At 60.0% G+C, this 19,899-nt stretch carries 19 protein-coding genes and 1 pseudogene; 9 read left to right on the forward strand and 11 right to left on the reverse strand.

From position 1 onward, the window contains the following. Window positions 1-83 precede the first annotated feature (83 nt). From EXE52_RS04040 to EXE52_RS19115, 3 genes are read left to right on the forward strand one after another with little or no spacing between them, the layout of a single operon-like run. Window positions 84-548, forward strand: a complete 465-nt coding sequence (locus EXE52_RS04040; RefSeq protein WP_137703466.1) for a dTDP-4-dehydrorhamnose 3,5-epimerase family protein — start codon at window positions 84-86, stop codon at window positions 546-548. Next, entirely contained in the window at window positions 545-1,618 is a 1,074-nt protein-coding gene (locus EXE52_RS04045; RefSeq protein WP_137703467.1) for a glucose-1-phosphate thymidylyltransferase, read from the forward strand. The genes EXE52_RS04040 and EXE52_RS04045 overlap by 4 nt, the downstream gene beginning before the upstream one ends. Window positions 1,619-1,620: 2 nt before the next feature. After that, complete coding sequence (locus EXE52_RS19115; protein ID WP_137703468.1) at window positions 1,621-1,800, forward strand: hypothetical protein; 180 nt, start codon at window positions 1,621-1,623, stop codon at window positions 1,798-1,800. Between the two features lies 1 nt (window position 1,801). On the opposite strand, the gene EXE52_RS04055 is transcribed toward EXE52_RS19115, so the two are convergent. Continuing rightward, window positions 1,802-2,692: an NAD(P)-dependent oxidoreductase gene (locus EXE52_RS04055; RefSeq protein ID WP_137703469.1), complete on the reverse strand. Its 891-nt coding sequence runs from the start codon at window positions 2,690-2,692 to the stop codon at window positions 1,802-1,804. A 51-nt stretch (window positions 2,693-2,743) separates the two neighbouring features. Between EXE52_RS04055 and rfbB the strand changes: the two genes are divergently transcribed. Together rfbB and EXE52_RS04065 are read left to right on the forward strand one after the other, a co-directional pair. Continuing rightward, window positions 2,744-3,670: a dTDP-glucose 4,6-dehydratase gene (rfbB, locus tag EXE52_RS04060; RefSeq protein ID WP_137703470.1), complete on the forward strand. Its 927-nt coding sequence runs from the start codon at window positions 2,744-2,746 to the stop codon at window positions 3,668-3,670. Window positions 3,671-3,673: 3 nt separating this feature from the next. Beyond that, window positions 3,674-4,120 (forward strand): annotated as a pseudogene (locus tag EXE52_RS04065) (NUDIX domain-containing protein); the annotation flags it as partial. A gap of 179 nt (window positions 4,121-4,299) precedes the next feature. Here EXE52_RS04065 and EXE52_RS04070 read toward each other — a convergent pair. From EXE52_RS04070 to aglF, 6 genes are all read right to left on the reverse strand, one after another. Further along, window positions 4,300-5,496 (reverse strand): orc1/cdc6 family replication initiation protein, encoded by a 1,197-nt coding sequence (locus EXE52_RS04070; RefSeq protein ID WP_137703488.1) that lies wholly within the window; start codon window positions 5,494-5,496, stop codon window positions 4,300-4,302. 288 nt (window positions 5,497-5,784) lie between these two features. After that, window positions 5,785-6,771, reverse strand: a complete 987-nt coding sequence (locus EXE52_RS04075) for an NAD-dependent epimerase/dehydratase family protein (protein ID WP_137703472.1) — start codon at window positions 6,769-6,771, stop codon at window positions 5,785-5,787. 300 nt (window positions 6,772-7,071) lie between these two features. Next, complete coding sequence (locus EXE52_RS04080) at window positions 7,072-7,398, reverse strand: DUF5615 family PIN-like protein (protein WP_137703473.1); 327 nt, start codon at window positions 7,396-7,398, stop codon at window positions 7,072-7,074. After that, window positions 7,398-7,673 (reverse strand): DUF433 domain-containing protein, encoded by a 276-nt coding sequence (locus EXE52_RS04085; protein WP_137703474.1) that lies wholly within the window; start codon window positions 7,671-7,673, stop codon window positions 7,398-7,400. The genes EXE52_RS04080 and EXE52_RS04085 overlap by 1 nt, the downstream gene beginning before the upstream one ends. 151 nt (window positions 7,674-7,824) lie before the next feature. Continuing rightward, on the reverse strand, window positions 7,825-8,055 hold the full coding sequence (locus EXE52_RS04090) for a DUF433 domain-containing protein (protein ID WP_137703475.1): 231 nt from the start codon (window positions 8,053-8,055) through the stop codon (window positions 7,825-7,827). Window positions 8,056-8,340: 285 nt separating this feature from the next. Next, complete coding sequence (gene aglF, locus EXE52_RS04095) at window positions 8,341-9,123, reverse strand: UTP--glucose-1-phosphate uridylyltransferase AglF (protein ID WP_137703476.1); 783 nt, start codon at window positions 9,121-9,123, stop codon at window positions 8,341-8,343. A 181-nt stretch (window positions 9,124-9,304) separates the two neighbouring features. Here aglF and aglM point away from each other — a divergent pair, with 181 nt between their 5' ends. Continuing rightward, a complete protein-coding gene (gene aglM / locus EXE52_RS04100) occupies window positions 9,305-10,609 on the forward strand; it encodes a UDP-glucose 6-dehydrogenase AglM (protein WP_137703477.1) in 1,305 nt (434 codons plus the stop codon). Between the two features lie 250 nt (window positions 10,610-10,859). Here aglM and EXE52_RS04105 read toward each other — a convergent pair whose 3' ends face one another. The 3 genes from EXE52_RS04105 to EXE52_RS04115 form a co-directional block, all read right to left on the reverse strand. Continuing rightward, entirely contained in the window at window positions 10,860-11,387 is a 528-nt protein-coding gene (locus EXE52_RS04105) for a hypothetical protein (RefSeq protein ID WP_137703478.1), read from the reverse strand. Further along, the gene (locus tag EXE52_RS04110) at window positions 11,384-11,920 is read right to left on the reverse strand and encodes a helix-turn-helix domain-containing protein (protein ID WP_137703479.1); all 537 of its coding nucleotides are present in this window, start codon (window positions 11,918-11,920) and stop codon (window positions 11,384-11,386) included. Before EXE52_RS04110 ends, EXE52_RS04105 begins: the two co-directional genes overlap by 4 nt. A 197-nt stretch (window positions 11,921-12,117) precedes the next feature. Next, window positions 12,118-12,411 carry a hypothetical protein gene (locus EXE52_RS04115; RefSeq protein WP_137703480.1) on the reverse strand — a complete coding sequence of 98 codons (294 nt, stop codon included), beginning with the start codon at window positions 12,409-12,411 and terminating at the stop codon, window positions 12,118-12,120. Between the two features lie 220 nt (window positions 12,412-12,631). Between EXE52_RS04115 and EXE52_RS04120 the strand changes: the two genes are divergently transcribed. Next, complete coding sequence (locus EXE52_RS04120; protein WP_394347641.1) at window positions 12,632-12,991, forward strand: ArsR family transcriptional regulator; 360 nt, start codon at window positions 12,632-12,634, stop codon at window positions 12,989-12,991. Between the two features lie 179 nt (window positions 12,992-13,170). Here the strand turns inward: EXE52_RS04120 and EXE52_RS04125 are convergent, their stop codons facing one another. Next, on the reverse strand, window positions 13,171-13,881 hold the full coding sequence (locus EXE52_RS04125) for a hypothetical protein (protein ID WP_137703482.1): 711 nt from the start codon (window positions 13,879-13,881) through the stop codon (window positions 13,171-13,173). 155 nt (window positions 13,882-14,036) lie between these two features. Here EXE52_RS04125 and EXE52_RS04130 point away from each other — a divergent pair, with 155 nt between their 5' ends. Both EXE52_RS04130 and EXE52_RS04135 read left to right on the forward strand, forming a co-directional pair. After that, window positions 14,037-16,418 (forward strand): hypothetical protein, encoded by a 2,382-nt coding sequence (locus tag EXE52_RS04130; RefSeq protein WP_137703483.1) that lies wholly within the window; start codon window positions 14,037-14,039, stop codon window positions 16,416-16,418. A gap of 41 nt (window positions 16,419-16,459) precedes the next feature. After that, window positions 16,460-18,490, forward strand: a complete 2,031-nt coding sequence (locus EXE52_RS04135) for a hypothetical protein (protein WP_137703484.1) — start codon at window positions 16,460-16,462, stop codon at window positions 18,488-18,490. Window positions 18,491-19,899 lie beyond the last annotated feature (1,409 nt).

Below are 19,899 nucleotides of genomic sequence, written 5' to 3' on the forward strand. Positions count from 1 at the left end.
TATTAGTATTTTAACCTCTTGTTGATGAACCGGTCCCGCTCGCAGAATTAACACTTATACATGGTTACTGCGAGTCGATATACATGATCGAAGGCGTCGAAGCCCGCAACCTCCAAGTCAACACCGACGAACGCGGACATCTCGTCGAAATGTTCCGCGAGGACTGGGACGAGTACGACCCCGAACCTGCCATGTCGTACTTCTCGATGAGTTATCCCGGAGTGATCCGAGCGTGGCACCGACATACCCGCGGGCAGATCGATCACTTCGTCTGCCCACAGGGTCGGATCAAAGTCGGCGTGTACGACGATCGCGACGACTCCCCGACGAAAGGTGAGGTGAACACCTTCGTTATCGGCGAACACAACCAGCGCGTCGTCCGGATCCCCGGAGCGTGCTGGCACGGGTTCAAAGTGATCGGTAACGAACAGGCACTTCTCGTGAACTTCCCGACGAACCTCTACGACTACGAAGACCCCGACGAAGAGCGGCTTCCACACGACACGGACCAGATCCCACTTGATTGGGAAGCTGAACCCCACGAATGAAGGGTGTACTACTTGCTGGCGGGACAGGGTCGCGCCTCCGCCCCATCACGCATACCGGTCCGAAACAGCTCGTCCCGGTCGCAAACAAACCAGTTCTTGAGTACGCAATTGAAGACTTCAAAGAGGCGGGAGTCACCCAAATCGGAGTCGTACTCGGGAATAAGGGTCGCAAAGAGATTCAGGAACTTCTTGGCGATGGTTCAAAGTACGACGTCGACATCACTTACATCATTCAAGGCGAGCCGCTCGGATTGGCACACGCCGCTGGCTGTGCCCGTGATTTCGTCGGTGACGACGACTTCGTAATGTACCTCGGAGACAACATCCTCAACTCCGGGATTACCGATCTCGTCGAGAGTTTCCAAAACGGCGAGTACGGGGCAGGGATCGCTCTCCAAAAAGTCGACAACCCGCAGGCGTTCGGTATCGCCGATGTCGACGAGGCAGGCAACGTCACGGAACTCATCGAGAAACCCGACGATCCCCCAACGAATCTCGCACTCATCGGGATGTACGTCTTCTCGCCTGCCGTGTTCGGCGCCATCGACGAGCTCGAACCCTCGTGGCGCGGCGAGTTAGAGATCACCGACGCCATCCAGTCGCTCCTCGAGGACGGCTACGAGATCGACTCGCACGTCGTCACGGGCTGGTGGAAGGATACCGGAAAACCCGAAGACATCCTCGAAGCGAACCGACTCGTCCTCGAAGACACCGAACTCGACACCGCAGGGACTGTCGAAGACGGCGCAGAGGTCGACGGCCGTATCGAGCTGGCGGAATCCGCGACCATCGAGGACGGTGCCGTCGTCCGAGGCCCTGTCTCCATCGCGGCGGACGTGACGATCAAAGCCGGGACCTACGTCGGCCCGTATACGTCCATCGGCGCAGACTCCACGCTCGAAAACATCCACATCGAGAACAGCGTGGTCATCGGCGAGTCAGAACTCACGGCGTCCGGCCGAATTGTCGACAGCTTGCTTGGCCGGAACGCGGATGTCGAAAGCGCCGACGAACTGCTCCCGGAGGGACGCCGGCTCGTTGTCGGTGAGAACTCACAGCTCAAACTCTAACGATGCGAATCATTACACACACCTGCCCGGCCTGTGGAACAATCGTCGCAGCGAACGAGCTTGAGGACAATCGAGTAATGAAGTGTCCGGGTCTCGACTGTGAGGCGGTGCTTCGGTTTACAGACCTCCCCGAAGACGCACGTGGTTACTTCCTCGAACACAGAGAACAGTATCGAATCTAAGCTATTCCACGAGGTCCCACACTGCGTCGATATCGTCTGACAACGTCGGCTGAGGTCGCCCGAGTACTTCTTCGACTGTCCCGACCGCCAGGCAACTGTGTGAGGGTCGTTCCGCATCACGCTCCACGTCCGTAGTTGATCCTTCGAGTAATTGATCTCGTGTCACACCGACCTGCTCTGCGAGTAGCTCCCCGAATTCGTGGGGTGTTACACAGGAGCGGCACGCCACGTGATGGGTCCCGGCCGCATTTTCGACAATCAGGTCCAGTATCGTTTCGGCTGCCTGCCCTGCTCGCGTTGGCGTGATCCACTGATCCGTGAATAACGGGACAGTCTCCCCACTCCGCAACTGGTTGCGAACCCACGATGGAAATCCCGTTAGCTCCCCGGTACTGCGATGGATGCCCCAGACGAAGGACAGTCTCGGGATCAACGCGGAGGCGTGGTTCTCCTGTACAGACTGTTCTCCCGCCAGCTTCGATTCGCCATATGTTTGGATAGGATTCGGGTCAACTGATTCATCATACCGAGTTTGAATGCTCCCATCGAAGACATAGTCCGTCGAGACGTGGACGAACTCAGTATCAGTTCGCTCGCATCGAGCGGCGAGCTCACCCGGCGCTTCTCCGTTGAGAACGAGCGCTTGATCTGGGTTCTGCTCACACGAATCCACGTCCGTCATCGCGGCACAGTTGATGACGACGTCGGGGTCGTGTTTCGCGAGCAATTCGTCGAACGCCGCGAACGATTCCAGAGAGAACTGCGAGAGTGGGATATCGAAGGACGGTCGAGACGAATGATACGTGCCGTGGACCTCCCACTCTCGTTCTCGTGCTTCGTGGATCACATTACTCCCGAGTAATCCGTTTGATCCGACGACGAGCAACCGCATACTGGAGCGTTCCAACAGAACTGTAAATAGGTGCCGCTAAGAAGGCCACGTATGCGTATTCTCGTCAGCGGTGGGGCCGGATTCATTGGGTCGAACTTCGTACACCACGTTCTCAGCGAACACGATGACGACGAGGTCGTTACGCTCGATGCGTTGACGTACGCCGGCTCACGGGACAACCTCGACGGCGTTCTCGACGATCCACGACACACGTTCGTAGAGGGGGATATCCGCGATCGAGAACTCGTCAGCGAACTCATCGCGGACGTCGACGCAGTCGTCAACTTCGCCGCGGAGTCACACGTTGATCGTTCGATAGCGGGCGCAGAGCCATTTGTCTCGACGAACGTTCAGGGTACACAGACGCTGCTCGATGCTGCCAATGACGCGGACATCGACAAGTTCCTCCAGATCTCGACCGACGAGGTGTACGGACAGATACTCGACGGGAAGTTCTCGGAGGGAGATCGACTCGATCCGCGGAATCCCTATGCGGCCACCAAAGCCGGTGCTGACCTCCTCGCGAAGAGCTATCGAACGACCCACGATCTCCCCGTTCTCATCACTCGAACGTCCAACAACTTCGGCCCACGCCAACATCCGGAAAAACTCATCCCGAAGTTCATTTCCAACGCCGCTGCTGGTGAGACACTCCCGGTGTACGGGGACGGGTCGAACGTGCGCGAGTGGATCTACGTCGAGGATAATTGCCGAGCCCTCGATCTAGTGCTCCGAGAGGGAGAGAACGGTGAAATATACAACATTGGGTCCCACGCGGAGAAGACGAATCTCGAAGTCACCGAGGCGATCCTCGATACCGTCGGTGTCGACGACGATCTTATTGAGTTCGTGGAAGATCGTGCCGGCCACGACCAGCGCTACGCGCTCGAAACGGACAAGATCGAAGCGCTCGGTTGGAAACCGACATACACCTTTGAGGAGGGACTCGAACAGACTGTCCGCTACTACCTTGACTGATCGATGAGCGACGAGAAGCCAATTCCGCCCGAGGAGTGGGAGACGATCGTCGCAAACGTGCCGCTCGTTTCAGTCGATCTCGTCGTCGAACACGACGGCGGCATCCTCTTGGGCAAACGCGAAAACGAACCCGTCAAAGGCGAATGGTTCGTGCCTGGTGGGACAGTGCTGAAGAACGAATCGCGGAGTGATGCGGTCCATCGCGTCGCAGACGAGGAACTCGGTGAATCAGTTGTCATTAAAGATTACCTCGGCACCTATGAACACTTCTACGACACGTCCGAGGTCAAGGGTGTGAACTCAAAACACTATGTCGCGACTGCGTATCACTGTCATCTCGAAGATGAGAATCCAGACTTCAGCGGTGATGGCCAGCATAGCGTACTCGAACTATTCTATCCACCATTCAACGACTATCACCCATACGTTGAACGCTATCTAAAAGAGCTCGATGAGCGATCGGACGAGACGCAATCAGATGCCTTCCAAGGTCGCTGCGATAATTCTGATCAGGATACTCCGCCATAGTGAACTGAGAAACAACCGGAGTGAGAGAGTACGTTTCGTGTGCTTTTCAGCTCACATACCTCCGGACTCAGACACACACAGAGAGTATATTTCGTGTGCTTTCACTCAGTATGCTCGGCGATCTCTGCCCGGGTCGCTAACACGATCTCCGGATCGAGGTCCAGTTCGTACTCGTAGTACTGCCCCCCACTCAATCCCTTGTTCTGCTCGTGGCGTCGAAGGAACCCCAGCATGTGAAGGTCCGAGAGGTGGTCTTGAATACTCTTCAAAGTCGACAGCGGCGAGGCGGCGTGCGAATCCGCCACCTGCTCGTACGTTCGCTGAATCTCTTTCGACCGCGCCGGAACCTCACCGCTGGTCTGGAGGTTCGCGATCGCTTCCAAGATGTACTGGGCGTGCTCAGTCTGATCCCGGATCTTGTTCGCGACCCGCCCCCGCTGGACGCGGTCCCGAGCAGCCTCGATGTGGTCGTCCGTGACCGGTGTCTCACCGTTCTGCTCGGCCAGTTCTGCGCCGACACGAAGCAGATCGAGTGCCTGCCGCGCGTTTCCCATGTCCTGTGCGGCCAGCGCCGCCGCCTTTGCGATTGCGGACGTGGCACAGGCCTCATCGACGAACGCCCGGTCCGCCCGATGCTCCAAGATGGTTCGGAGTTCGCCGGCATCGTATGGGCTGAACGAGATCTCGGTCTCCATCAGCGTGTCCTTGACTTTCGGCGAGAGCGTCCGACGAAACGTGTAGTCGTTGCTGATTCCGATCATGCCGACTTTCGCGTCCGAAATATGCCCGTTTGCTTTCGCTCGAGGGAGTTCGTACAACAGCGTGTTCGCGTCCTCCAAGTGGTCGATCTCGTCGAACACAACGAGGTGTGTCCCACCGATGCGATCGAACTGTCGGTACAGCTCATCGAACGCGTCCCCCGTTCCGAGCCCCCGCTCCGGGAATTGGCTGGCGTGGTCCGGGAGCAGTTCGTTAACGAGGCTGCGAACCACCATGAACAGCGTCCGCCCGTTACAGTTGACTGTATGGGTGTGAAGCTCGTCGGCCGCCGCTCGCGTTCGTACCTCTTCGTGAAGTTCCGTCAGCATGTACTTCGTGACGGCGGTCTTTCCGAGTCCGGCTTTGCCGTACACGAAAACATTCTCCGGCTTCCGACCGAACAGCACGTCCTGAAGCGCGTGACTGTACGCGTCGATCTCCTCGTCACGTTCAAGGATCGTCTCCGGCTGGTAGCTTTCCGTGAGCACCGCTTTGTCCGCAAACACGGTTTCGGTGAGATCGTCGAACGGGCCACCCATAGATATCGTACCCAATTCGAGAGTATATATAAAACCACACGTTGTTTGCTTCGGATGCTTTTCATGAGATCCGTCTTCGACGACTATCCCCACTACATCGTCGTATCTCTGGCAGAGGGCGGACAGAAGCACACGAAATGTACTCTCTCCGTGATACCCCCGAGGGAATCGCCGGCCGAAAGCATACGAAACGTACTCTCTCGGTTTGCCGGTGAGCGAGTGGTAATCGAACGATTTGATCGGAACACTGTCTAGGACAGACGAGATGAGGTGTGTCTCCCGACCTGTCTACGACGACCGCACCAACGGCTCGTACCACTCCCGATTCGCCTCGTACCACTCGATGAACTCGCCGACACCCTCCGTGATCGTCCGCGAGGGCTCGTACCCGATCAACTCGCCTGCCTTCCCCACAGACGCATGCGTGTGCTCGGCGTCGGCCTCCCGCGCTTCCTCGTATTCGATCTCTAGGTCGGGCGCGACCTGGTCCCGAACCACCTCGGCCAGCTCCTGAATCGAGATGTTGTCCGAACTCCCGATGTTCACCACGTCCCCGTCGGCCGAATCGTCTGTCAACAGCGTCCGGTTCGCGTCCACCACGTCGCCCACGTACGTGAAGTCCCGCGTCTGCTGGCCGTCGCCGTAGATCACCGGCGGCTCCCCGTTCACGCACCGCGAGACGAAGTTCGAGATCGCCATGTTCGGCCGCATCCGCGGCCCGTACACCGTGAAGTACCGCAACGCGACGGCCGGCAACCCGTGTAACTCTGTATACACCCGCGCCATGTGCTCCTGAGCGAGCTTCGTCACCCCGTACGGACTCACCGGCTCCGTGGGATGATCCTCCTCGTACGGCAGCGACTCCGGTTTCCCGTACACCGACGACGAACTCGCGAGGATCACGCGCTCGACGTCGGCCTCCTTCGCAGCCTCCAACAGCGTCACCGTCCCGCCCACGTTGATGTCGGTCACCTTCCGCGGCTCCGCAACGCTCGTCCGGACGCCCGCCTGCGCCGCCTGGTGGACCACCACGTCGGCGTCGGCGACGACCTCCCGGACCGTCTCAGCGTCACGCACGTCCCCCTCGCGAAACGTGTACGAGCCCGCGTGCTCGCTTGCGACCTCGTGGTGGACGTCGAGCGTGTGCTCTTTCAGGCGCACGTCGTAGAACGGTTCGAGATTATCGAGGACGGTCACGTCGTGGCCGTCGCGGAGGAACGCCTCCGCGAGGTGGCCGCCGATGAAGCCGGCCCCGCCGGTGACAAGAATGCGCATATCGAGAGGGTCGCTTCCCTGCGTAAAATGTGTCCTGATTTTGTCGGGAAGAGGAGGGAGGGTGATGGTCGCGTCGTCGAACAACGCACGAGATCAGTTCCACCCGCTTCCAAACGTCAGCACGGTTGCCGTGGTCGATCGGTTGTCTGTATCGGATCTCACACCCGTCATCGGGAATTCTGTACTTCCGTGGGCCGACAACAGGGTGGGCGAGTTGTGGGAGTCGACAACCACCGACCGAGGGGGGCGCGCAGCCGGGACCGCCCACGACACCGGTCACAGTGAGGTCGTGTCCATCGCTCAGATCCACCCATCCGGTACGACCTCGACTATCGCCGTTCGATCGGTATACGCGTCATCGATCCGGCGGATAGCCGTCAGCACGTCTCCAACGGGCGGTTGGTCGACTTGGTGGAAGTAGAGACATCCGCACCGGTCGGATAGTTCGAAGAAGTCGTCATCTGCGGTCAACACCACGTACCCGTTTTCGCGAGCATGCGCCGCGATGTCGGAGTCGGTCGCACGGGGATCGAGTGCGTCCCGAACAGTCACCGCCCGGAGGTCGGACGCCTGAATACAGGCCTCGACGTACCGTCGGGCGACGTTCTGGTCACAGAGCAGCCGCATCACCGCGGCGCTCGACTCTCGTCGGCTAACCGCTTACGGAACCGATTTGCCTCCGTGGTGATCGCGTCCATCTCCTGCGGGTTCGCCTCGTAATACGCGAGAGCGGCGTCGATCTCATCTGGCGTGAGGTCGAACGCCTCGGCGACGGCCGCGGTCGACCAGCCGTGTTCACGGACCAGTGACCCGATCTGATGGACACCGACCCGTGTCCCTTCTACTCGTGGCTTGCCGCCGAGTACGTTCGGCGTTGAAACCACGGGGATCGTCACGCTCATGCGAACCGTTTCTCCGTGAATCGTGATAACGCTTTGGCGGACTGTGGTCGCTGAGTGCGGTCGGCTCTGGCGGTGCGAACGGTCCAGCCGCGACGACACAGTCCGTCCGCAACGGGTATCCAGATACTCTCGTCACAGTACAGCGGCCGCGTCATACGGAGGCGGGCTCAGACGAGGAGGATCGGAAGTCGTCGATGTGGTCGTAGTAGTACGCGAGTGCGCGATGGACATCGATGAGGCTGAGATCGGGGTGCAGCTGCGTGATCTCGTCATGACTGTACCCGCTGTGTTCGTATGCCGACGCGACGTCTTTGACGCGGATCCCGGTCCCGTCAATGGTCGGCACACCGTCGCTGTGGTCACGGTCTCGAACGATCCCCATACCGGAGAATCACCGAACAGTGAGTTGAACACACGTGGTCCGACCGATCGGACCGGCTTGCGGAGTCGAACACTCGCCGGAAGACAGGTATCGACAAGACTCGGTGTGTGCGCACAATTATCCGTGGCCATCACGGAGCAGCGCCGCCGCGGGATGACTTCCGGGGAACCCCGACCCGCCGGTGACGAAGGCGTGTATGTCTGGGGGGTTGACTCGTTCCGTGAAATGTGTCCGGATCCGGCTGTGAGGAAACGCACGTGGCCAGTGAATACGGGTGAGGAAACGTTACGAGTCCTCGGACGTCGCCGCCTCGACCGCCTCACCTTCCTCGTCGCCTTCGCTGGCGATCTCGCCGCGCTCCTCCAACAGTCGCTCTTCAGCGCGGTCGCGGTCCTCAGGATACCCGATGTCGGTCCGCCAGCCGTCCATGCGGATGGCGTCGATGGTGCGGCCGGAGGCTAAGAGCAGGTCGACCGCGTCGGAGATCTCGTACTCGCCGCGGTTAGAGGGCTGAACGAGGTGACACGCGTGGAAGATCTCCGGCGTAAACGTGTAAAAGCCGGTCATCACGAGGTTCGACGGCGGGTCCTCGGGCTTCTCAACGACCTCGACGATCTCGCCGTACTGGTTGGTGTCACACACCCCATAGCGGCTCGCCTCCTCGTAGGGCACCTCCTCGACGAGGAACGCGGCGTCGGCGCGCGTCTCCGCCTGCCGGTTCACGACGTCTTCGAGGTTCGCCCGGAAGATGTTGTCCCCGAGCATCAGCATGAAGTCGTCGTCGATCTGCTCTTCGACGGTCAACAGCGCGTGCGCCAGCCCGTTCTGTTCGCGCTGGTGCGAGTAGGTGATCGGAACGCCCTCGAACTCGTCGTCGTAGTGTTCGATGATGGCCTCCTTCTTGTACCCGACGACGACGTGAAGCTCGTCGGCGCCCAGCTCGATCAGCTGCTCGAAGCAGTGGGTCAGGATGGGTTTCCCCGCGACCTCGACCATGCCCTTGGGCTTGTCCTCGGTCAGCGGGCGGAGCCGAGTCCCCTGACCGGCGGCGAGTACGACTGCTTGCATGAGTGAACCACCACCACGTGTCGTCATATGTCTTATCACTCACAGCAACGCGCTCGACGGCGCCGAAGGCTCGCGGTGCGACGAGGGTCGCGGGACGAGTGTCGCGGCGCGGAGGCCGACCGGCGAGCGCGACCGTCAACTCATCCGAACCCTGATTATCCGCGGGTGGCTCCACCCGCGTATGGAGATCAGCATCGTCGGCAGCGGCTACGTCGGGACGACCGTCGCAGCCTGTTTCGCCGACCTCGGCCACGATGTGGTGAACGTCGACGTCGACGAGGAGATCGTCACCGCGATCAACGACGGCGACGCGCCCCTCCACGAGGAGGGGCTGCCGGAGCTCGTCGCAGACCACGCCGGGCCAGAGGGCACGGGGCGGCTCCGCGCAACCACCGACTATACGGCTGTCCTCGACACTGACGTTACGTTCCTCTGTCTGCCGACGCCGCAAAACGACGATAGCAGCATCGATCTCTCGGTCATGGAAGCAGGTGCGGCCCAACTGGGCCAAACGCTCGCGGACAAGCCGGACTGGCACACGGTCGTCGTGAAGAGCACGGTCGTGCCCGGCACGACCGAGGAGGCCATCACACCAATCGTAGAAGCCGAAAGCGGAAAGCGCGCCGGCGAGGAGTTCGGTATCGGGATGAACCCGGAGTTTCTTCGTGAGGGGACTGCCGTCGACGACTTCCGAAACCCAGACAAGGTCGTCCTTGGCGCCGACGACGAGCGAGCGCTCGGAGACATGTGCGCCGTCTTCGAACCGCTGATCGGGCAGAGTGAGGCGCCGGTCGTCGAGACCGACACGCGGACAGCAGAGATGATCAAGTACGCTAACAACGCGTTTCTCGCGAGTAAGATCAGCCTGATCAACGACCTCGGCAACATCTGTAAGGAGTTCGGGATCGACGCTTACGAGGTTGCGGACGCGATCGGATTAGACGACCGTATCGGCGAGCAGTTTCTGCGATCGGGCGTCGGATGGGGCGGAAGTTGCTTTCCGAAAGACACGCGCGCAATTATCTCGGCCGCAGAGGCGACCGGGTACGACCCCACGGTGCTTACGGCCGCCGTTGAACTGAACGACCACCAGCCCGAGCGGCTGCTCTCGCTGCTCGATGACCACGTCGACGTCGCGGGCAAGCGCATCGCGGTGCTCGGGCTCGCGTTCAAGCCCGGCACCGACGATGTGCGCAACTCGCGAGCAATTCCCGTCATCGAGGGGCTTCGCGAGCGCGGCGCCGAGGTGGTCGCGTACGATCCCGTCGCAACGGCCAATATGCGCGAGCGATTCCCCAATCTCGAATATGCTGAGTCCGCGGCGGCCGCCTTGGACGGCGCACACGGCGCGGTCGTGGTCACCGACTGGGACGAGTTTGCCGCCCTCGACGAGGCGTTCGACGCGATGGCCGATCCGGTTGTGGTCGACGGGCGGCGGATCATCGAGCGCCGCGACGGGGTCATCTACGAAGGACTGACCTGGTGAGACCTCGACGGGAAGACAGACGAAATGTCCTCTCTCCCACCCGTGTTCGCTCACACTCTCCGGTCGCGACGGAGCTGATCGAATCGAGGTCACGGGGAAATACCACTCCCCAAGTCCCCTCTGGAACAGACGAAACGAGGTGTGCCTCCCCTACCAACCCAGTATCAGAAAACCCGCAAGTTCGCAGCCGGGGTAATCAACTGGCTGGATTACCGACGGAGGAATTCTCGCCTTGAGTACGGAGAGGATGTCAATAGAACGTATCGGCCGTGACCGTTTCGAGATATTCAACGCTGACATACCGAAATTCGATACGATCGCTGAAGCCATGTTGCGGCAAGAGCGTCTCGGCCGCGTTCCCCGCCGGCTTGTCGGTCGTCAAGAGAACCACACGGTCTGCCTCTCCGACATCGAGTAGTTGGACAGCAAGCCCAACGAGTGCCGTATCCGCTTTCTCGATGTGGTCTTCGTCGCGGTCCGTCTCGTTAGCGATGAATCGGCGTGTTTCGTCCATCACCGTCGAGACGAGTGGATTGGCGTACTCAAGTTCGTCAGCGACGACGATCCATCCCTCCTCAAATCCGTCGGGATAAGGAATGTCCCCCGACGGGTACTCATCGGCTGCTGGATCGCCCCCGAGTTCCTCGTAGACGCGCTGTGGAATACACAACGAAACACCTGCCTGTCGAAGTGCTCGACGGAGCCGTTGAAACTTGTCTTTGTCCGGGCCACCACACCGAACGAAGACGCCGGTATCAGCAACGTACACCGTCGTCATACAGCAGCGTCGGCGTACTCTGTGGCGACCGGTTCGAGCGCCTGGAGGATGATTTCGGCCTCGAGGGGTGAGAGATCGAGTTCACGGGCCGCAATCCGATGGTTGACGGTTCCATCGACGTATTGCTCGGCATATTCAAGGGCGACAGCAAGGCCGTCGAGGCCGTGGCGCTCGATGTAGACATCAATATCTTCGTTTCTATCGCGACGGGCGACAGCAGCGATGAGCATCGGCGTGATCGTCTGCGTTTCGCCATCCGTTGAGAGTGTCAGCGAGAGCGATTCAGCATCGTATTCAGACGGACGTTGGTCACGGGTTTTCTCCACGAGGTCAGCTGCTTCGAGTTTCTGGATGTAGTCGTAGGCCGTTCCCTGCGGGATGTCTAATTCGTCGACGATATTGGCGACTGTCACAGGGCCATCCTGTAGGACGTGGGCGTACATCCGAGCGAGTACAGGCGTTTCGAGCAGGTCGGCGACTGTCTGGAGCTGTTGAATGGGTGGCCGACCTGACCGGGATGGTGATTGCGCCATCTTAATTATGAATTATACATAATTCGTTATAAGGGTTCTGGTGACCGACGTGATAGCTCCCAGACCGGTTTCACTGGATCCGATCCGTGAGGCAGTCGAGTTCCTCGGCGATCAGCCACCCGAGCACGCGATCGGTCACCGCCGCCTTTAGCACCGCTAGATGCGGCGCAGTCATCCCGTTATCGTAGTAGGCCCGCTTATTGGCTGAACGCCACACACGCGGTTGAGAGGGCACAGGGCGTCACGAACACCCGTATATTGTCTGTAGAGGTAGCTGAGCTTCCAGACATCCCGCGGTTGAAGTCCTCGATCACACCGACGATCCACGTCGCCTGAGCCGACAGCATCTCGAACGCTGGAGGCCACAGGCCGAGGTCGTCGGCGTCGAACTCGAACGCCTCGAGTCTGAACGTGACGGCGTCTCGGCGGTCGTCAAGCCGCGAACACACCCGTCGCCGACGGTGTCCCCGCTCACCCGATTCGCTTCCCACCACGAGATACCGACGATCCGCTGGCCACAGGTGATCGAACCGGGTCCCGTGGGGCCTGTCCGTCAGCGATCAAGTATTCATCCGTTCTTGATCCGCATCGGCGCGTACAACCCCTGAATCCGTGGAGAATGATACCGAACACGCGGTCGGAGAGGTTTTACCGGTCGCTAGGGAGAACGCGACGGAGTTCGGCAAGGAAACCGACGGCTTCGACACGTGGCTGGCGCTCCGGAAAGCAATAGACTGGAACCGGGCGAACCTGATCGTAGACATTGTCGGCCATCCGAAGGGCGCGCCGAGCGTGCGCGAACTCGACTACATGAATCCGAATCTCGGGGAGGACGCGATTCGGCGTCACCTCAGCGTGTTACGAGATGTCGGCGTAATCGAAGAGGCGGTGGTCGAACCGGGGAATCGTGTGCGGGGCTACCCGTACAAGTTCTACCGGCTTACCGACGACGCGCGGGCACTGTTCGACCGCAACGATCTCTTTCCGGTCGATGCGTGGCGCAGACAGTACGTTCGCGTCGAGAAGTCCGGCGAGATCACCGAACTCGAGGAGATGCCACGGCCGGACTGAGCGCTCCGTTCGATCTGTCTCGAACCCACAACTCGGTCAGAAGTGGTCCGGAACCCAGATGGGTTTCGCCGTCTCAACCCGCACGAAGCGCACTCTATCGTCGTTCTGTTGCTGAATACAAGCCGTATTGAGTAGTGGTCTATCTCAGCGAGTACGTCATTTCACCCCCCTGAAGTGGATTACTCATCCGTGGTGTCGTCAGTATCGTCGACGAGGTCCCGGAACTCAGACGGGACAGAGCGTTTGTCTGACCGCTTACGGGATTTGATCTCCCCAATACCCGCGATGATGTTTGCATATGCGATGCTCTTCGCTTCAGAGGGAGGATACTCTCCCGATTCGTACAGTTTCTCACCAGTTTCGGGGTCTTTCCAGTGTGCGTAGTCTCTCCACTGGGTGTACATATCTGCGATGCTGATCTCCTCAAGCGGTGGGGTCTCGTGAAGTATCGACCGTGGTGACCCATCCGAAGATGGTGAGCCGAACCAGCCAGTGTGTTCGCGAGCAGTCGAAAGACCGTCATCAAGCGCCCTCTCGAAGGTGAGAAATCGGTGAGCGCCAGGCTCGCGACCGATTGTAATGCCCTCTTGAAGATATTCGCGTTCGTTGGCAAGCGTATACAGAAAGGCGATCCCGTACGAGAGACTGTCTGAGTAGGCTCTCTCATGTTGGAGCGAAACGAGAATATCCCGGAGCAGTGATTCAGGAAGCTCCTCAGTGAGGAGTTGAAAATCACGAAGCGCGTTCGTCACACGCTCTTGGATTGCCTGCCGACGTTGGTAGTCACGCTGATTGGCGGTCCCGGGAGTCGATCCATCCGTTTGTTCGCGGAGCCATTCACGATCCGTCGCAGTGAGAATACCACGGTCCCTGTCGTCGTGTGACGCCATCACTATCGCGATTTCCTTGATACAGTGTATAAACCCCTGACGATCCGCCCCGATTCACTCCAATTCCCGCGAAATTATCAATCAAATCGGGTGGATTTCCTTGTCCGACAACGGGCCAATAGTAACACCCACGTCGGCGCAGTCGGCGCACCGCCATGTCCATTCAACCGCAGCAACCGACCGGCGAATCGAGACCGACAAACCACGACGACGAGCTCCCGGCACCGGACGACGTCCCGGACCGCCAGACGGAGATCCCGGATCTCACTGGCGCACCAACCCAACGCAAGAACGCGATCCGAATCCGACTTCCACGGGATCCAGCCAAACGCGAGGAACTCCCCGCGGCAATCCACGGCGTCCTCCTGTGGATCCTGAGCGACGTGTGCGGAGAATCCATCATCGAGAGCGTCGAGATTCTCGTGTTCCCAGGCCCCCAAGGCCTAGAGTTCGTCCTCCACCCGCGCCCGTTCGCACTTGACGGCCGCAGCGATACACAATCAACGCTCAATGACTTCACCGACGAGCTCTACTCGCGCCCGCTAAGCGTCCTCACGCAGGCAGTCAAGCGCCGCTACCCCGAATCGGTCAACGTCGAAGTCGGCCACCTCGATCTCGAACCGGTCGGGGTCACCGACGTCACGACGACGCGACTCTACTCGATCGAAGACGGGAACCGGCCGATCCCGGGGAACACCAAAGCAGAGCCGCTCGAGGAGCTGTTCGGGGCGCTCCGAGAGAACCACGACCCGTTCATCTATCAGGTGATCGTCGCCGGCGAGGACGGCAGCTACAACATGTCGGCGCGGCTCGCGACCTACCGCCCGAAGGACAACTACGTTGGGGACCGCGGGTTCGCCGAACTCGTCGCCGACGGCAAACCGACCGACCTCGCACGCGTGTTCGGGAATGGGAACCTCGTCTCGAATCACGACGCCGCGCTCGCGAATCGCTATTGGAAAACCCACTACACCCACACCATCGACGGAAACGACTCCTACGAGGCCAGATACGACTACAAACTGGCCAACCAGTACACCCCAAAATCAGAAGTCCGCCGGCAGGCAGACACAGTCCGAACAGTTGTCCTCGGGAAGCGGGAACATCGACGACTCCTGAATGGTGACACAAGCACCGAACCAATACTAAAAGACGAATTCAGCCGCTACGGCTGGTTTTCACTCTTTGAACCGCAGCTGCTCCCGTTCGTCTGGACGGTCACCCAGCGCTGGGAGACAAACCCCTGGCGTGCCGTTGAGGGCCGGTCCGCGCCGGTGTTCAACTCGGTGAAACCGATTACGATTGAAACACCTAGCGAGTTCGGCGTCGGGGAGGGATGGACCGATGCGGCCCCAGACGAGACGGCAGTCGAAAACGAGGGCGGCCCCGGCCACGGCTCGCTCGAACAGTACACGCGTCGGGTCTTCACCGAAGGCGGTGATGAGATCCACAAAGTCGATCAAACTGCCGAGTCGCTGCCGGACGAGCGACTCACAGCCGTCGATGGCACCATCAACACCCTCGGCATCGAGGTTGACTCAGACATCGTGGCCATCGAGTGTGAAGACGAAAACACCACGAAGGCCGCAAACACGCTCATTAACGCCGAGCGGGCGTACAAAGCAGATCGACACGTCGTCTTCGTCTACAAGCAACAGGATGTCGAACGAGGCTACCGCCACCTCAACAAACCGTGTAAACGCATCGAAGACAACGGCATCATCACCTACAACGGGACCAATCCGGTTCGGTCACCGGACGGCCGAACACTCGTTCGGGCCGGCGACGGGAGCACGACCTACCGGATCGAAGGCCAGACGATCAGCGTCCGTGATGACGACGGCGAGCTGACCCGCGGACCCGTCACTGATGATGTCGGCACCTTCGAGTGGCCGACAGAGCCAGCCGAAGATGACACCACAGCAACGGACACAGAAGCGAGCGAGACGCAGTGCGGGTACTACCGGAAGACCGACGACGGAACCCATCGCGTCGAAACCGCCGACGGGACGGTCATTATGGAATACAGCGAAAAGCAGGCGTTCCTCGCCGACTGGACGCGGATTCGGGAACCCCATGTGCCGATTGCGCTGAGCTACCTTGATTTCGTCACCGTGGCGTATCGAGACGAGAAGACGGGCCAGCTTCAGGTGTATGATCCGCGACCGGACTGGGAGACCACCGACAAATCCGAGAGTCAAAAGGCGGGGGTCCAACGGTTCTGTGAGGAGTTCATCGTCGAGCGCGACGGGCCCGAGCTGACCTACGACGACCTCGACGCAGCGCTCACACAGTGGTTCGAAGGCCAGTCACAGCACCCAGCGCCAATCCGGTCGGTGATTGGTGGATATCTCCCCGACGAACTGAAAACCGCAAAAACGGGGAGTGGTGGAAATGACTACCGCTATTTCGATGGGTTTGATTTGCTGTTCGAGCCGGGAATCGACTCACCCCATCAGGCGGACCCACCGGCCGATTACGACCCGGACGATCAAGAGACCGACGACGACACCGAGACTACCGAGGAGACCGACTAACCGCGGCCGACACCGCTCACAACCAGTTTTCAGCCACTCAGATGACAGCACCAGCCGACCAATCGTGGCAAGCCGTCGAGATCGTCCTCAGTCCGAACAGCGACAAGCCGTCGTACGCCACACCGATTGAACGAACACTGGCGACCGTGGTCTATGAGGCACTCTGGACGTACGACTGTGGCCCGATCACGTATCTCTCGCTGCCCGGGGTGACCCGCCAACGAACGCTGTTGTGGGCCGGCTCCGAGCCAACGGGCGACGGGGTGCGGACACTCCCGTCGCTCCCAACGGCTGAAACAACGGACCTCACCCTGGCGACACGGATCCTGGCGGGCAGTCTGCGCCAGCAGTCTACCAATCGCGTTGGCCTCAGCATCGTCGACGCCGATCCGAACCCAGTTGGAGCGAGTAGCGCCGCCACCCAACGACTACTCAGCCCAACAGGGCCCGCAACGCCGAGCTTCGAAACGGAGCCACCAGCCGTCGAATCGGTGCTTGCTGCCGTTCGTGACCGGCCGCACGCGCTCGCAGTCGTCGCGACCCGCGGGCCAGACGAGACCACCAAAATCGCCGTTCGGCTGGTCGATTTTTCACCGGAAACCCAGATCGACACCCGTGAGGCGCTCGCGCAGTCGCGTGCCGATCCACCGGTCTCACTAGCGGACCATCTCGGTGGCTCCGAGACGATCACCAACAGAGACCTGCTTGAAGCGCATAGTTGGGAGGTGACGACAGAGTACCGACTGCCCGGCAAACAGAAACCCGTACTCCGGAAATCGTCGCTACCGTCACATGAGGCGTGGCGAGCCGACCTCGCGGCCGACCTCGCCGACACCACCGAGGAGTACGCGCAGGTGTTCGCACCCACTCCCGGCGACCCGCGCGCCAACGGGTATCGACGGCTTGGGATGACCGGCCAACTCCCCGTCGCAGCCGAACAGCTCCCGGCGTTTTTCCCCGTTGTCTCCCAGCAGTATCCCCAATCGCTCTGGGACGACGTTGCTGGGCGGACAGCGCCTCACATCCGACCCGTGACACCAGTCGCCGTCCCAGACACAATGACTGTCGCCGAGCAGGATCCAACAGCCACGGGCACACGAACGACGCCGGCGTCGCTCAGTGGGGAGTATTCGGCGTTCGAACAGTCCGTGCTGCGGTGGTGTTTCGAACGCGGGATCGACGTGGCCGAGACCGACTGCTCGCTGTCGTCAGTCCCCTTCGAGCTGAACGCCCCGTCTGGGGGCCGAACGCTTGCGTATCTCATCGCGGATGAGTTGAATCGCGGGCGGCTGCTCGCCGCCGTCTGGCAGGTGGCTCATGACCCGACACTCGCAGGCATTCGCGTCTTTACCGAGACACGCGACACTGCGAACCAAACGGCACTGACGCTGCTTCAACCGTTCAAAGACGCACGACCGAGTGAGACGGTGACACCGCTGTACTCCCAACCAAGACGGTTATTCGGGACCGCTGGCGTCGTTGTGCGGCCGGCAGACACCGCCCCTGAGCAGTGGGTCGTCACCCCGGCAAACGAGCTCCAGTGTCGCGTCGACGGCACCGTCGTCGCGGCGGGAGAGTTGACTGGGTCACTCAACCCAATCGCTGACCAGCTCCCGCAGTTAGTGCCGACCAACGGAACAGTCACGCTGAGACACCCCCAAGATGGCACCACCCACGCATACGAGAGCCACGACGCCGCCCGGGCGGCAACAGCACGGATCCGCCGGCCGGCCCGACCAGCATCCCTCGCAACAGGCCTCGAGTTCGCCACCGTGTTCGCGCACACAGGGGCAGACTTCGACCAGTACCTCCCAACCGCCGCCTGGGACAGTAAGCTGACAGCGACACCTGAAGCTGCCGCCGCACGGATCTTCCGGGATACATACACGGTTCGGGACTCCGGGTCAACGCTGTCGCGTGCGACGTTGCGTCCAGAGCTTATCTCGTATCTCTCTCATCGGATGGACCGCCGCATTTCTCGATCCGTGTTGCGTGGGCGAATCGCCGATCGGTTGGCGCTGCGCACGAATCGCCAATTGCGCTATCGACCGCCGAGAAACCTCGGAAAATGAATATTTCTATCACCGGCATTGTCGGTGGGCGATCCGATTGTTGTGTGGTGGTGCTCAAATCCGTCCGGTGACTGGACGAGTCGCAGTATGTGTGTCATATACCAAATACATCTGTGAGACAAGAAGGGAGGCGTCGTTCCGGTGAGCAGTTATTCGGCAGAACTCGCAGACGGACGAGACGACCCGACAAAATCGATCGCAACCAGCCGATCCCGGTAATTAGACGGGGGGTGAAAGGGGGGACAAACAGGAGTCCCAGAGGTGGTGGGGGTTTCAACTGGAACTGCGTTGTCGTCATGCGGTTAGGGGGTCGAAGATCCGACTGATAAGAAGAAGAAGAACCGATCCGTAGTGGGGGTTGCCCTTGATCAATACCGCTCTTTCAGGGCGGAGCCATAGCCCGACTAATTATAGTGGCCGTACCAGCAGAACAGCCACCGTCCGTCCAAGGGTCGGCCACCAAATATGATATGTATAGTTCTATATGAATAGATTGGAAGCCAGACGAGTTGTGGAGGTCCCACTACTTCGGGTCGAGACAGCGATCCGTACTATCGGTCTTCGGCGAGTATGTTATCTCAAATTCCATATGATTTTGCGAAGGCCTATCGATCGATGCGAGAGAGACTGAGAGAGGTCCAGTTCCCAACAGTTCTCGTCAGCCTCGGTCGTACCCTGACTGAGCACAGCGCCAGTCCGCATTCCGCAGAGCCAGCAGCAGGTGAGTGTTTCTCATCCGTTGGTCGGTATTGTGCTCGCCTCCGCGCTGGTCTCCCTGCGTTTGTTCACAGTCGGCCATTGATCGGGCTCTTCTCCTTCTAATCAGTCGTAGGTGAGGCCCCTCTAACCGCCCCCCGTGTGGTGTATTTCCACTTGTTCCCCCTCACGTCGATACAACACCCTCTAACGGGGGTGTTAACTGGAGATTGCGTTAGCCGTTCGGCTTGTGAGTTACAAGAGAGCAAATTTCAGCTACTGTTCTCCTGGTAAACCTGAAACTCTCACCGCTCAGGATTCCTCCGCGTTCACACGGAGGAGGATGTCAATCTCGTCACCACCCCCACCCCACCGTGTCGAGTGTTCATTCCAAGATAGAGTGGAACACGCTCCGCCGAGACCCCACCGTGTCAAGTGTTCGTTACAAGATAGAGTAGAACACGCTTCACCGATACCCCACCGTGTCGAGTGTTCGAATGGGAGAGGCTAGAAGCTATCTGAATGGGTTCCGGCCGAAGTCACTGAATTACGGAGAATCAAGGAGAAAGCCTCGCGCTTCAGCGCGGGGAGGATGTCAAGTGAGCCGCGTCGCCACACCAGTTGGGAGCGCGATGGAATCGAAATCTCGAACCACGTCGCCGACGATATCGAGATCAACGTCGAACTCGTACTGGTAGTAGTGCCCGCCCGCC

This window comes from Halorubrum sp. CGM4_25_10-8A, from assembly GCF_005435025.1.
Lineage (GTDB): Archaea > Halobacteriota > Halobacteria > Halobacteriales > Haloferacaceae > Halorubrum > Halorubrum ezzemoulense.

Coding starts and splice junctions, on each gene's coding strand:
- EXE52_RS04135 (WP_137703484.1), top strand. CDS start 16,460: ATGACAGCACCAGCCGACCAATCGTGGCAAGCCGTCGAGATCGTCCTC.
- aglM (WP_137703477.1), top strand. CDS start 9,305: ATGGAGATCAGCATCGTCGGCAGCGGCTACGTCGGGACGACCGTCGCA.
- EXE52_RS04110 (WP_137703479.1), bottom strand. CDS start 11,920: ATGGCGCAATCACCATCCCGGTCAGGTCGGCCACCCATTCAACAGCTC.
- EXE52_RS04130 (WP_137703483.1), top strand. CDS start 14,037: ATGTCCATTCAACCGCAGCAACCGACCGGCGAATCGAGACCGACAAAC.
- EXE52_RS04090 (WP_137703475.1), bottom strand. CDS start 8,055: ATGGGGATCGTTCGAGACCGTGACCACAGCGACGGTGTGCCGACCATT.
- EXE52_RS04040 (WP_137703466.1), top strand. CDS start 84: ATGATCGAAGGCGTCGAAGCCCGCAACCTCCAAGTCAACACCGACGAA.
- EXE52_RS04045 (WP_137703467.1), top strand. CDS start 545: ATGAAGGGTGTACTACTTGCTGGCGGGACAGGGTCGCGCCTCCGCCCC.
- EXE52_RS04105 (WP_137703478.1), bottom strand. CDS start 11,387: ATGACGACGGTGTACGTTGCTGATACCGGCGTCTTCGTTCGGTGTGGT.
- EXE52_RS04125 (WP_137703482.1), bottom strand. CDS start 13,881: ATGGCGTCACACGACGACAGGGACCGTGGTATTCTCACTGCGACGGAT.
- rfbB (WP_137703470.1), top strand. CDS start 2,744: ATGCGTATTCTCGTCAGCGGTGGGGCCGGATTCATTGGGTCGAACTTC.
- EXE52_RS19115 (WP_137703468.1), top strand. CDS start 1,621: ATGCGAATCATTACACACACCTGCCCGGCCTGTGGAACAATCGTCGCA.
- EXE52_RS04070 (WP_137703488.1), bottom strand. CDS start 5,496: ATGGGTGGCCCGTTCGACGATCTCACCGAAACCGTGTTTGCGGACAAA.
- EXE52_RS04055 (WP_137703469.1), bottom strand. CDS start 2,692: ATGCGGTTGCTCGTCGTCGGATCAAACGGATTACTCGGGAGTAATGTG.
- aglF (WP_137703476.1), bottom strand. CDS start 9,123: ATGCAAGCAGTCGTACTCGCCGCCGGTCAGGGGACTCGGCTCCGCCCG.
- EXE52_RS04085 (WP_137703474.1), bottom strand. CDS start 7,673: ATGAGCGTGACGATCCCCGTGGTTTCAACGCCGAACGTACTCGGCGGC.
- EXE52_RS04075 (WP_137703472.1), bottom strand. CDS start 6,771: ATGCGCATTCTTGTCACCGGCGGGGCCGGCTTCATCGGCGGCCACCTC.
- EXE52_RS04080 (WP_137703473.1), bottom strand. CDS start 7,398: ATGCGGCTGCTCTGTGACCAGAACGTCGCCCGACGGTACGTCGAGGCC.